General features: G+C 54.4%; 7 protein-coding genes, 2 tRNA genes and 3 rRNA genes. 10 read left to right on the forward strand and 2 right to left on the reverse strand.

All coding sequences use genetic code 11. From position 1 onward, the window contains the following. The first annotated feature begins 38 nt into the window (after positions 1-38). From hemE to PAT9B_RS01160, 5 genes are all read left to right on the forward strand, one after another. Positions 39-1,106: a uroporphyrinogen decarboxylase gene (gene hemE, locus PAT9B_RS01140; protein ID WP_013507413.1), complete on the forward strand. Its 1,068-nt coding sequence runs from the start codon at positions 39-41 to the stop codon at positions 1,104-1,106. A 2-nt stretch (positions 1,107-1,108) separates the two neighbouring features. After that, positions 1,109-1,777: a deoxyribonuclease V gene (gene nfi / locus PAT9B_RS01145; protein ID WP_013507414.1), complete on the forward strand. Its 669-nt coding sequence runs from the start codon at positions 1,109-1,111 to the stop codon at positions 1,775-1,777. Between the two features lie 62 nt (positions 1,778-1,839). Beyond that, entirely contained in the window at positions 1,840-2,430 is a 591-nt protein-coding gene (locus tag PAT9B_RS01150) for a YjaG family protein (RefSeq protein ID WP_013507415.1), read from the forward strand. Positions 2,431-2,618: 188 nt separating this feature from the next. Further along, the gene (gene hupA, locus PAT9B_RS01155) at positions 2,619-2,891 is read left to right on the forward strand and encodes a nucleoid-associated protein HU-alpha (protein ID WP_013507416.1); all 273 of its coding nucleotides are present in this window, start codon (positions 2,619-2,621) and stop codon (positions 2,889-2,891) included. A 67-nt stretch (positions 2,892-2,958) separates the two neighbouring features. Next, a complete protein-coding gene (locus tag PAT9B_RS01160) occupies positions 2,959-3,624 on the forward strand; it encodes a DUF1481 domain-containing protein (protein WP_013507417.1) in 666 nt (221 codons plus the stop codon). A 39-nt stretch (positions 3,625-3,663) separates the two neighbouring features. Here the strand turns inward: PAT9B_RS01160 and purD are convergent, their stop codons facing one another. Continuing rightward, on the reverse strand, positions 3,664-4,944 hold the full coding sequence (gene purD / locus PAT9B_RS01165; protein WP_013507418.1) for a phosphoribosylamine--glycine ligase: 1,281 nt from the start codon (positions 4,942-4,944) through the stop codon (positions 3,664-3,666). Positions 4,945-4,962: 18 nt separating this feature from the next. After that, positions 4,963-6,552: a bifunctional phosphoribosylaminoimidazolecarboxamide formyltransferase/IMP cyclohydrolase gene (gene purH / locus PAT9B_RS01170; RefSeq protein WP_013507419.1), complete on the reverse strand. Its 1,590-nt coding sequence runs from the start codon at positions 6,550-6,552 to the stop codon at positions 4,963-4,965. 602 nt (positions 6,553-7,154) lie between these two features. On the opposite strand from purH, the gene PAT9B_RS01175 reads away from it, so the two are divergent. From PAT9B_RS01175 to rrf, 5 genes are all read left to right on the forward strand, one after another. After that, positions 7,155-8,697 (forward strand): 16S ribosomal RNA (locus PAT9B_RS01175). Positions 8,698-8,771: 74 nt separating this feature from the next. Next, positions 8,772-8,848: transfer RNA gene (locus PAT9B_RS01180), tRNA-Ile, on the forward strand. A 144-nt stretch (positions 8,849-8,992) separates the two neighbouring features. Continuing rightward, positions 8,993-9,068 (forward strand) — tRNA-Ala (locus PAT9B_RS01185). 194 nt (positions 9,069-9,262) lie between these two features. Then, positions 9,263-12,165: ribosomal RNA gene (locus tag PAT9B_RS01190) — 23S ribosomal RNA — on the forward strand. 144 nt (positions 12,166-12,309) lie between these two features. Further along, a 5S ribosomal RNA gene (gene rrf, locus PAT9B_RS01195) occupies positions 12,310-12,425 on the forward strand. Together the 16S, 23S and 5S rRNA genes with 2 tRNA genes alongside form the textbook arrangement of a ribosomal RNA operon. Positions 12,426-12,480 lie beyond the last annotated feature (55 nt).

Below are 12,480 nucleotides of genomic sequence, written 5' to 3' on the forward strand. Positions count from 1 at the left end.
AATGCTACACTGGCGTCCTGTCAGTGAGAGAGCCAATTATGAGTGAACTGAAGAACGATCGTTATTTGCGTGCCCTGTTACGTCAGCCGGTGGATGTCACCCCGGTGTGGATGATGCGACAAGCCGGGCGTTATCTGCCGGAATATAAAGCCACACGCGCTCAGGCCGGTGATTTTATGTCGCTGTGTAAAAATGCTGAGTTGGCGTGCGAAGTCACGCTGCAACCGCTGCGCCGCTATGCGCTGGATGCGGCTATCCTCTTCAGCGATATCCTCACCATCCCGGATGCCATGGGGTTGGGCCTGTACTTTGAAACGGGTGAAGGCCCACGTTTTTCTCACCCGATTACCTGCCGCGCCGATGTCGACAAACTACCGGTGCCCGACCCGGAGCAGGAGCTGGGTTACGTGATGAATGCGGTGCGTACCATTCGTCATAACCTCAAAGGCGAAGTGCCGCTGATTGGGTTCTCTGGTAGCCCGTGGACGCTGGCAACCTATATGGTTGAAGGCGGCAGCAGCAAGGCTTTCACCAAAATCAAAAAGATGATGTACGCCGAGCCGCAAACGCTACATGCGTTGCTGGATAAGCTGGCTGATAGCGTGATCCTCTATCTGAACGCGCAGATCAAAGCCGGTGCGCAATCGATCATGGTGTTCGACACCTGGGGTGGCGTGCTGACCGGACGTGATTACCGTGAGTTCTCGCTCTACTACATGCACAAAATCGTCGATAGCGTACTGCACGAGAACGAAGGTCGTCGCGTGCCCATCACCTTGTTCACCAAAGGTGGCGGACAATGGCTGGAAGCGATAGCGGAGACCGGCTGTGATGCGTTGGGTCTCGACTGGAGCACCGATATTGCGGATGCCCGTCGTCGTGTTGGCCATAAAGTGGCCTTGCAGGGCAATATGGACCCGTCCATGCTCTACGCCCCTCCGGCCCGTATTGAACAGGAAGTGGCGAGCATTCTGGAAGGGTTCGGCAAGGGTGAAGGTCACGTCTTCAATCTGGGCCACGGTATCCATCAGGATGTGCCGCCAGAACATGCGGGGGCCTTTGTTGAGGCCGTGCATCGTCTGTCACGCCCTTATCATCAAGGCTAACAATGGATTTAGCGGCGCTACGCACGGAACAGCAACAGCGCGCAGCTGACGTGGTGCGGCAGGACGATTTCGAGGTGCTGCCGCCCCGTTTGATTGCCGGAGCTGACGTAGGATTTGAGCAGGGCGGCGCAGTGACGCGTGCCGCGCTGGTGATTCTTGAGTACCCCTCGTTGCAACTGGTGGAGCATCAAATTGCCCGCATCAGTACCACCATGCCCTACATCCCCGGTTTTTTATCGTTCCGTGAAGTGCCTGCTTTACTGGCCGCCTGGCAGCAACTCCAGCATCAGCCTGATCTGTTATTTGTGGATGGACACGGTATTTCGCATCCGCGTCGGCTCGGGGTGGCGGCGCATTTTGGCTTGCTGGTGGATGTACCGACCATTGGTGTCGCAAAGCGGCGCTTATGCGGCCAATTTGCGGCACTGGATGACGCACCGGGCAGCCGCCAGCCATTGCTGGACAAAGGTGAGCAACTGGGCTGGGTATGGCGCAGCAAGGCGCGCTGCAATCCACTTTTTATCTCCAGCGGCCATCGTGTCAGTACCGACAGTGCGTTGCAGTGGGTGGAAAACTGCATGGCGGGCTACCGTTTGCCCGAGCCGACACGCTGGGCGGATGCAGTCGCTTCTGGCCGTCCAGCCTTTCTCCGCAGGCAAAATGCGCGTTGACGCTGTTTGCGCGCGGCTTTTGCGGTACACTGCCGCCAGCTAAACTATTGAGAGCAAGTTTGATGTTACAGAACCCCGTCCATTTACGCCTGGCGAAGCTGGAAAGCTGGCAGCACGTCACCTTTATGGCCTGTCTGTGCGAACGTATGTTCCCTAACTATTGGGCCTTCTGTCAGCAGACCGAATTCGCCGATCCGCAGCTTTATCGCCGCATCCTTGATTTGGTCTGGGAAAGCCTGACGGTCAAAGACGCTAAAATCAATTTCGACAGCCAGCTGGAGAAGCTGGAAGCGGCGATCCCCAACGGGGACGATTTTGATATCTACGGGGTGCATCCGGCGATTGATGCCTGCGTGGCGTTAAGTGAAGTACTGCATGCTCAGCTCAGTGGTGAAACCCTGGAGCATGCCGTAGAGGTGAGCCGTACCTCAATTACCACCGTTGCGATTCTGGAAATGACCCAGGCTGGTCGCGAAATGAGCGATGAAGAGCTGCGCGAAAACCAGGCGATTATTGACGAATGGGATTTGCAGTGGGAAATTTTTCGCCTGCTGGCAGAGTGCGAGGAGCGTGACCTGGAACTGATTAAAGGGTTACGTTCTGACCTGCGCGAAGCAGGAATCAGTAACATCGGTATAATTTTTCAGCAATAAGGCGAGAAAACGTGACTTCAGGCCCGAATTAGCGCGCCTGGAGGCTTCACATCAGCCCCCTGTCTGGTCTACATTTGGGGGGCTGAAAATTGTGGCTATCGGTGCGTGCAGGCTGAAGAGTGCCAGAATATGGCTTTTCCCTCGCACTCGTTGCTTAGCAAGCGATAAATACACTTTAAGGATAACTTATGAACAAGACTCAACTGATTGATGTGATCGCGGAAAAAGCAGACCTGTCAAAAACCCAGGCTAAAACTGCTCTGGAATCTACCCTGGCTGCGATCACTGAGTCTCTGAAAGATGGTGATGCTGTACAACTGGTTGGTTTTGGTACTTTTAAAGTGAACCACCGCGCTGAGCGTACCGGTCGCAACCCGCAGACTGGCAAAGAGATCAAAATCGCTGCGGCAAACGTACCGGCGTTCGTCTCTGGTAAAGCGCTGAAAGACGCTGTTAAATAAGTTTCCGCGACGCGGTATAGCTTTAAAAGAGGGGCGACATCGCCCCTTTTTGTTTCCGGGGCCTGCTATGCTGAAACGTTATCATCAGCGCGTCTGCGCCCTGCTATGTGGTGCGCTGCTAACGGGCTGTAGCACCACACCTGATCTTCCTGCCTTTACCGCCAGCGGCTATCTTGCCGATCGTGGCGTGGTCCGCATCTGGCGCAAAAATGGCGACCATCAATCGGTTCACATGCGTACTGTCTTCACGCCTTTCAATGGCGATGCGATGGAGACGACGGATTACAGCTGGCTCGACAACAATCTTATCAGCGTGCAACGTCAGGTAGCCGGGAATCAGCCGGATGACGTGACGCTGCGTTTTGACCAGCAGGGTAACCTCAATTTTATGCAACGGCAGCTGGCCGGACGTCGTGAAGCGGTGAGTAACGACAGCGTCGAGTTGTACCGTTTCGATGCGCAACGCATGTTGGCGCAGAGCAATGCGTTACTGAATGGCCGCGTATTGCTGAGCCAAGGCCACTGGCTGGGCGATACGCAGGTACGCAACTGTGAAGGGAAGGTGGTCAATGCGCCTTTCGATAGCAACATGCTGGCAACGCTGGCGCAGCAACAGCGCAGTGCATCATCACCCTTGATGGTCGCCTGGCTGGAAGCTCCTGAAGGCGTGCAGCTGTTGCATATCACGCCGACGGATGAGTGTAGCTGGCAGCCGAAAGAGAGCGAGTTCTGACCGGGAAAGAAGAAGGGGCACTGTGCGTGCCCCTTGTCATTACTTACGGTTGATGGCGCGATAACCGATATCGTGACGGCAGAAGCTGCCTTCCCAGGAGATAGATTTCGCCAGCTCATACGCACGTTGCTGCGCGGCGGCCACGTCCTCTCCCAGCGCGGTGACACAGAGTACGCGTCCCCCGTTGGTGACCACCAGGTCATCTTTCAGCGTGGTGCCCGCATGGAACACCTTACCATCCGCCACTTCTTCGAGCGGCAAGCCGTGAATCTGGTCGCCGGTGTTGTAATCGCCCGGATAGCCGCCGGCCGCCAACACCACACCCAATGACGGACGCGGATCCCATTGTGAGGTTTGCTGATCCAGTTTGCCGTCACAGGCAGCCAGACACAGCGCCACCAGATCGGACTGCAAACGCAGCATGATCGGTTGCGTTTCCGGATCGCCAAAGCGGCAGTTGAATTCGATCACTTTAGGTTGACCGGCTTTATCGATCATCAGACCGGCATACAGGAAGCCGGTGTAGGTGTTACCTTCCGCTTTCATCCCGTTCACGGTTGGCCAAATGATCTGATCCATCACCCGCTGGTGGATCTCATCGGTCACTACCGGTGCTGGAGAGTAGGCACCCATGCCGCCGGTATTCGGGCCGGTATCACCATCACCGACACGCTTGTGATCCTGGCTGGTGGCCATCGGCAGCACGTTGTCGCCATCCACCATCACGATAAAGCTGGCTTCTTCGCCATCGAGGAACTCTTCGATCACGATACGGTGACCGGCATCGCCGAACGCGTTGCCTGCCAGCATATCCTGTACTGCGTCTTCCGCTTCTTGCAGCGTCATCGCTACGATCACACCTTTACCGGCGGCCAGGCCATCGGCTTTGATGACGATCGGTGCACCTTTCTCACGCAGATACGCCAGTGCCGGTTCTACCTCGGTAAAGTTCTGGTATTCAGCGGTTGGGATCTGCTGGCGTGCGAGGAAATCTTTAGTGAAGGCTTTGGAGCCTTCCAGCTGTGCGGCTGCCTGCGTCGGGCCAAAAATCTTCAGACCTGCGGCACGGAACGCATCAACGACACCAATCACCAGCGGCGCTTCCGGGCCGACGATGGTCAGGTCAATTTTTTCCTGCTGGGCAAAGGCCAGCAGCGCGGGCACGTCGGTGGCGCTGATAGCGACATTTTGCAATGCCGGTTCCAGCGCTGTACCTGCGTTACCCGGTGCAACAAATACGGTTTCTGCCAGCGGTGACTGCGCAGCTTTCCACGCCAGGGCGTGTTCACGTCCACCATTGCCAATGACTAAAATTTTCATCTGTAACGCTCCCAACGATTAATGGCGGAAATGACGCATGTCGGTAAAGATCATCGCGATGCCGTGCTCATCGGCGGCGGCAATGACTTCATCATCGCGAATCGAACCACCCGGCTGAATCACACAGGTGACACCGACGGCAGCCGCAGCATCAATGCCATCGCGGAACGGGAAGAAGGCATCAGAGGCCATCGCAGAACCTTGCACTTCCAGACCTTCATCGCCCGCCTTGATACCCGCGATTTTCGCGGAATAGACGCGGCTCATCTGGCCTGCACCAATACCGATGGTCATATTGTCACGCGCATAAACAATGGCGTTGGATTTAACGAATTTCGCCACTTTCCAGCAGAACAGGGCATCACGCAGTTCCTGTTCCGTCGGCTGGCGTTTGCTTACGACACGCAGCTGGCTGGCATCGACCATACCCAGATCGCGGTCCTGCACCAGCAAACCACCGTTAACACGTTTGAAATCCAGACCGGCAACGCGATCCTGCCACTGACCACACACCAGCACGCGGACATTCTGTTTGCTGGCGGTGACTTTCAGTGCGGCTTCAGAGGCGGAAGGAGCGATGATCACTTCCACGAACTGACGGCTGATGATGGCTTGCGCGGTGGCTTCGTCCAGTTCACGGTTGAAAGCGATGATGCCGCCAAATGCCGAGGTAGGATCGGTTTTGTATGCGCGCTCATAGGCATCGAGAATCGAACTGCCCACGGCCACACCGCACGGGTTGGCGTGTTTCACAATCACGCAGGCGGCTTCACTGAACTCTTTGACGCACTCCAGTGCCGCATCGGTATCGGCAATGTTGTTGTAGGACAGCGCTTTACCCTGCACTTGCTGCGCTGTGGCAACCGAGGCTTCCGCCACGTTCTCTTCTATATAGAAAGCGGCATCCTGATGGCTGTTCTCGCCGTAACGCATATCCTGCTTCTTAATGAAGTTCAGATTCAGTGTGCGCGGGAAACGACCGGCAGGCTCTTTGCTCTCGCCGTGATAGGCCGGCACCAGGCTACCAAAGTAGTTAGCAATCATGCTGTCGTAGGCGGCGGTGTGTTCGAAGGCTTTAATCGCCAGGTCGAAACGGGTGTCCAGCGTCAGGGAGTTTTCGTTGGCGTCCAGCTCGGCAATGATAGCGTCGTAATCGCTGCTCTTAACCACAATGGCGACGTCTTTGTGGTTCTTCGCGGCGGAGCGCACCATGGTGGGGCCGCCGATATCGATGTTTTCTACCGCATCTTCCAGCGTACAGCCCGGTTTTGCCACCGTCTGGGCGAAGGGATAGAGGTTAACGACCACCATGTCGATAGGATTGATAGCGTGCTGCGCCATGATGGCATCATCCTGGCCGCGACGACCCAGAATGCCGCCATGCACTTTCGGGTGCAGCGTTTTGACGCGTCCATCCATCATTTCCGGAAAACCGGTGTAGTCAGACACTTCAGTGACCGGCAGGCCCGCATCTGCCAGCAGGCGTGCAGTACCACCTGTGGAGAGCAGCTCAACACCACGGCTGGAGAGTGCCTGAGCAAATTCGAGGATACCGGCTTTGTCTGAGACACTCAGCAGAGCGCGGCGTACTGGACGACGTTGTTGCATGGTGGTTTTATCCCTTGGCTTTGTTTCGCGTAAATAAGAGCGTTACATCAAGCTTAGCGTTTTTCTTCTATATAGAAGAAACGTTGGCCTCAGGTAACGCCCCAAAAGGGGCATCCTTCACGTCGCGGGGCATTGTAGCGAAAACGTTTGCGCGATGCTCGCCTAAATTCATTTCTCTCAAAGGATGTGGATAACTTTGTGTGTAAGTGGGTATAAGGCGGGGTTTTGCTGTGGAATGCAGCGAACGGTTGTTTTTATTGAAATTAGCGGTTGCGCATGCCGAACAACTCCCTATAATGCGCCTCCATCGACACGGCACAACGGTTTACGAAATGCGGTGTTGAGAGAGAAGTTCTGAAGGAACTCTCGCCGGAGAAAATCGCTGAAAAAAGTGATTGACTCTGAAAGAGGAAAGCGTAATATACGCCACCTCGCGACAGACGGTTAACCCGCTGTTCGCACTGCTCTTTAACAATTTATCAGACAATCTGTGTGGGCACTCGCAGGATTGATATCAAAAGTCTACGGACTTAAAAAATATCAAGTCTCAAGAGTGAACACGTAATTCATTACGAAGTTTAATTCTTTGAGCATCAAACTTTAAATTGAAGAGTTTGATCATGGCTCAGATTGAACGCTGGCGGCAGGCCTAACACATGCAAGTCGAACGGTAGCACAGAGGAGCTTGCTCCTTGGGTGACGAGTGGCGGACGGGTGAGTAATGTCTGGGGATCTGCCCGATGGAGGGGGATAACTACTGGAAACGGTAGCTAATACCGCATAACGTCGCAAGACCAAAGTGGGGGACCTTCGGGCCTCACACCATCGGATGAACCCCAGATGGGATTAGCTAGTAGGTGGGGTAACGGCTCACCTAGGCGACGATCCCTAGCTGGTCTGAGAGGATGACCAGCCACACTGGAACTGAGACACGGTCCAGACTCCTACGGGAGGCAGCAGTGGGGAATATTGCACAATGGGCGCAAGCCTGATGCAGCCATGCCGCGTGTATGAAGAAGGCCTTCGGGTTGTAAAGTACTTTCAGCGGGGAGGAAGGTGTTGGAGTTAATAACTTCAGCAATTGACGTTACCCGCAGAAGAAGCACCGGCTAACTCCGTGCCAGCAGCCGCGGTAATACGGAGGGTGCAAGCGTTAATCGGAATTACTGGGCGTAAAGCGCACGCAGGCGGTCTGTCAAGTCGGATGTGAAATCCCCGGGCTTAACCTGGGAACTGCATTCGAAACTGGCAGGCTAGAGTCTTGTAGAGGGGGGTAGAATTCCAGGTGTAGCGGTGAAATGCGTAGAGATCTGGAGGAATACCGGTGGCGAAGGCGGCCCCCTGGACAAAGACTGACGCTCAGGTGCGAAAGCGTGGGGAGCAAACAGGATTAGATACCCTGGTAGTCCACGCTGTAAACGATGTCGACTTGGAGGTTGTGCCCTTGAGGCGTGGCTTCCGGAGCTAACGCGTTAAGTCGACCGCCTGGGGAGTACGGCCGCAAGGTTAAAACTCAAATGAATTGACGGGGGCCCGCACAAGCGGTGGAGCATGTGGTTTAATTCGATGCAACGCGAAGAACCTTACCTGGCCTTGACATCCACGGAATTCGGCAGAGATGCCTTAGTGCCTTCGGGAACCGTGAGACAGGTGCTGCATGGCTGTCGTCAGCTCGTGTTGTGAAATGTTGGGTTAAGTCCCGCAACGAGCGCAACCCTTATCCTTTGTTGCCAGCGATTCGGTCGGGAACTCAAAGGAGACTGCCGGTGATAAACCGGAGGAAGGTGGGGATGACGTCAAGTCATCATGGCCCTTACGGCCAGGGCTACACACGTGCTACAATGGCGCATACAAAGAGAAGCGACCTCGCGAGAGCAAGCGGACCTCATAAAGTGCGTCGTAGTCCGGATTGGAGTCTGCAACTCGACTCCATGAAGTCGGAATCGCTAGTAATCGTAGATCAGAATGCTACGGTGAATACGTTCCCGGGCCTTGTACACACCGCCCGTCACACCATGGGAGTGGGTTGCAAAAGAAGTAGGTAGCTTAACCTTCGGGAGGGCGCTTACCACTTTGTGATTCATGACTGGGGTGAAGTCGTAACAAGGTAACCGTAGGGGAACCTGCGGTTGGATCACCTCCTTACCTGAAGATACCTTCCTTCGAAGTGCTCACACAGATTGTCTGATGAAAAAGTAACGAGCAGAAAAAACCTCTACAGGCTTGTAGCTCAGGTGGTTAGAGCGCACCCCTGATAAGGGTGAGGTCGGTGGTTCAAGTCCACTCAGGCCTACCAAATTTCTCCTCATGCTGCGTTATGCGCGGTCGTTTACCTGAGTAAACTTCCCTTCCGCATGCCTTGCCTGAGAAGAAATTACATTCTTCATGTAAGAATGTTAACTCGGTTGAGTGGTAGTAGTGGTCTCTGCAGTAACTGTATGGGGCTATAGCTCAGCTGGGAGAGCGCCTGCCTTGCACGCAGGAGGTCAGCGGTTCGATCCCGCTTAGCTCCACCATTACAGTACTTCAATACTTCAGAGCGTACCGGAAACGGTGTGCTGCGAAGTATTTGCTCTTTAACAATCCGGAACAAGCTGAAAATTTGAAACGACACGTTGTTTCATTTCTCCGTAATAAGAAATGAAAACGATGTGTTCGAGTCTCTCAAATGCTTGCAGTCTGCATGCGTGAAAACGTCTGTGGGTTGTGAGGTTAAGCGACTAAGCGTACACGGTGGATGCCCTGGCAGTCAGAGGCGATGAAGGACGTGCTAATCTGCGAAAAGCGTCGGTAAGGTGATATGAACCGCTACAGCCGACGATGTCCGAATGGGGAAACCCAGTGCACTTGTGCACTATCGTTAACTGAATACATAGGTTAACGAGGCGAACCGGGGGAACTGAAACATCTAAGTACCCCGAGGAAAAGAAATCAACCGAGATTCCCCCAGTAGCGGCGAGCGAACGGGGAACAGCCCAGAACCTGAATCAGTTTGTGTGTCAGTGGAAGCGTCTGGAAAGTCGCAGGGTACAGGGTGATACTCCCGTACACGAAGATACACTTGCTGTGAGTTCGATGAGTAGGGCGGGACACGTGGTATCCTGTCTGAATATGGGGGGACCATCCTCCAAGGCTAAATACTCCTGACTGACCGATAGTGAACCAGTACCGTGAGGGAAAGGCGAAAAGAACCCCGGCGAGGGGAGTGAAACAGAACCTGAAACCGTGTACGTACAAGCAGTGGGAGCATCCTTCGGGGTGTGACTGCGTACCTTTTGTATAATGGGTCAGCGACTTATATTCTGTAGCAAGGTTAACCGTATAGGGGAGCCGCAGGGAAACCGAGTCTTAACTGGGCGTTAAGTTGCAGGGTATAGACCCGAAACCCGGTGATCTAGCCATGGGCAGGTTGAAGGTTGGGTAACACTAACTGGAGGACCGAACCGACTAATGTTGAAAAATTAGCGGATGACTTGTGGCTGGGGGTGAAAGGCCAATCAAACCGGGAGATAGCTGGTTCTCCCCGAAAGCTATTTAGGTAGCGCCTCGTGAATTCATCTCCGGGGGTAGAGCACTGTTTCGGCTAGGGGGCCATCCCGGCTTACCAACCCGATGCAAACTACGAATACCGGAGAATGTTATCACGGGAGACACACGGCGGGTGCTAACGTCCGTCGTGAAGAGGGAAACAACCCAGACCGCCAGCTAAGGTCCCAAAGTCATGGTTAAGTGGGAAACGATGTGGGAAGGCCCAGACAGCCAGGATGTTGGCTTAGAAGCAGCCATCATTTAAAGAAAGCGTAATAGCTCACTGGTCGAGTCGGCCTGCGCGGAAGATGTAACGGGGCTAAACCATGCACCGAAGCTGCGGCAGCGACACTATGTGTTGTTGGGTAGGGGAGCGTTCTGTAAGCCGTTGAAGGTGGACTGTGAGGTCTGCTGGAGGTATCAGAAGTGCGAATGCTGACATAAGTAACGATAAAGCGGGTGAAAAGCCCGCTCGCCGGAAGACCAAGGGTTCCTGTCCAACGTTAATCGGGGCAGGGTGAGTCGACCCCTAAGGCGAGGCTGAAAAGCGTAGTCGATGGGAAACAGGTTAATATTCCTGTACTTGGTGTTACTGCGAAGGGGGGACGGAGAAGGCTAGGTTATCCGGGCGACGGTTGTCCCGGTTTAAGCGTGTAGGCATGTGTACCAGGCAAATCCGGTGCGCTTTATGCTGAGGCGTGATGACGAGCCACTACGGTGGTGAAGTAACTGATGCCCTGCTTCCAGGAAAAGCCTCTAAGCTCCAGGTAACACGAAATCGTACCCCAAACCGACACAGGTGGTCAGGTAGAGAATACCAAGGCGCTTGAGAGAACTCGGGTGAAGGAACTAGGCAAAATGGTGCCGTAACTTCGGGAGAAGGCACGCTGGCATTAGGTGAAGGGACTTGCTCCCGGAGCTGAAGCCAGTCGAAGATACCAGCTGGCTGCAACTGTTTATTAAAAACACAGCACTGTGCAAACACGAAAGTGGACGTATACGGTGTGACGCCTGCCCGGTGCCGGAAGGTTAATTGATGGGGTTATCCGTAAGGAGAAGCTCTTGATCGAAGCCCCGGTAAACGGCGGCCGTAACTATAACGGTCCTAAGGTAGCGAAATTCCTTGTCGGGTAAGTTCCGACCTGCACGAATGGCGTAATGATGGCCAGGCTGTCTCCACCCGAGACTCAGTGAAATTGAAATCGCTGTGAAGATGCAGTGTACCCGCGGCAAGACGGAAAGACCCCGTGAACCTTTACTATAGCTTGACACTGAACATTGAGCCTTGATGTGTAGGATAGGTGGGAGGCTTTGAAGCGTGGACGCCAGTCTGCGTGGAGCCAACCTTGAAATACCACCCTTTAATGTTTGATGTTCTAACGTAGGCCCGTAATCCGGGCTGCGGACAGTGTCTGGTGGGTAGTTTGACTGGGGCGGTCTCCTCCCAAAGTGTAACGGAGGAGCACGAAGGTTGGCTAATCCTGGTCGGACATCAGGAGGTTAGTGCAATGGCATAAGCCAGCTTGACTGCGAGAGTGACGGCTCGAGCAGGTGCGAAAGCAGGTCATAGTGATCCGGTGGTTCTGAATGGAAGGGCCATCGCTCAACGGATAAAAGGTACTCCGGGGATAACAGGCTGATACCGCCCAAGAGTTCATATCGACGGCGGTGTTTGGCACCTCGATGTCGGCTCATCACATCCTGGGGCTGAAGTAGGTCCCAAGGGTACGGCTGTTCGCCGTTTAAAGTGGTACGCGAGCTGGGTTTAGAACGTCGTGAGACAGTTCGGTCCCTATCTGCCGTGGGCGCTGGAGAATTGAGGGGGGTTGCTCCTAGTACGAGAGGACCGGAGTGAACGCACCACTGGTGTTCGGGTTGTCATGCCAATGGCATTGCCCGGTAGCTAAGTGCGGAAAAGATAAGTGCTGAAAGCATCTAAGCACGAAACTTGCCCCGAGATGAGTTCTCCCTGACCCCTTGAGGGTCCTGAAGGGACGTTGAAGACGACGACGTTGATAGGCCGGATGTGTAAGTGCAGCGATGCATTGAGCTAACCGGTACTAATGACCCGTGAGGCTTAACCTTACAACGCCAGAGGCGTTTTGAGTTGAGAGACGCAAAGAATTTTCAGCATTGTTCAAACGGATTACGTTGTGTCCTCGGAGTCAAGTCCGAAGGATTTTGCGCAGAAGCAGTGCAAAAGACACAGGACAGAGCACAAAGAATTTGCCTGGCGGCTGTAGCGCGGTGGTCCCACCTGACCCCATGCCGAACTCAGAAGTGAAACGCCGTAGCGCCGATGGTAGTGTGGGGTCTCCCCATGCGAGAGTAGGGAACTGCCAGGCATCAATTAAGTGAAGAAGCCCTGAACGAAAGTTCAGGGCTTTTTTACGTCTGCAA

The organism is Pantoea sp. At-9b (assembly GCF_000175935.2).
GTDB lineage: Bacteria > Pseudomonadota > Gammaproteobacteria > Enterobacterales > Enterobacteriaceae > Pantoea.

Coding starts and splice junctions, on each gene's coding strand:
- nfi (WP_013507414.1), top strand. CDS start 1,109: ATGGATTTAGCGGCGCTACGCACGGAACAGCAACAGCGCGCAGCTGAC.
- PAT9B_RS01160 (WP_013507417.1), top strand. CDS start 2,959: ATGCTGAAACGTTATCATCAGCGCGTCTGCGCCCTGCTATGTGGTGCG.
- hupA (WP_013507416.1), top strand. CDS start 2,619: ATGAACAAGACTCAACTGATTGATGTGATCGCGGAAAAAGCAGACCTG.
- purH (WP_013507419.1), bottom strand. CDS start 6,552: ATGCAACAACGTCGTCCAGTACGCCGCGCTCTGCTGAGTGTCTCAGAC.
- PAT9B_RS01150 (WP_013507415.1), top strand. CDS start 1,840: ATGTTACAGAACCCCGTCCATTTACGCCTGGCGAAGCTGGAAAGCTGG.
- purD (WP_013507418.1), bottom strand. CDS start 4,944: ATGAAAATTTTAGTCATTGGCAATGGTGGACGTGAACACGCCCTGGCG.
- hemE (WP_013507413.1), top strand. CDS start 39: ATGAGTGAACTGAAGAACGATCGTTATTTGCGTGCCCTGTTACGTCAG.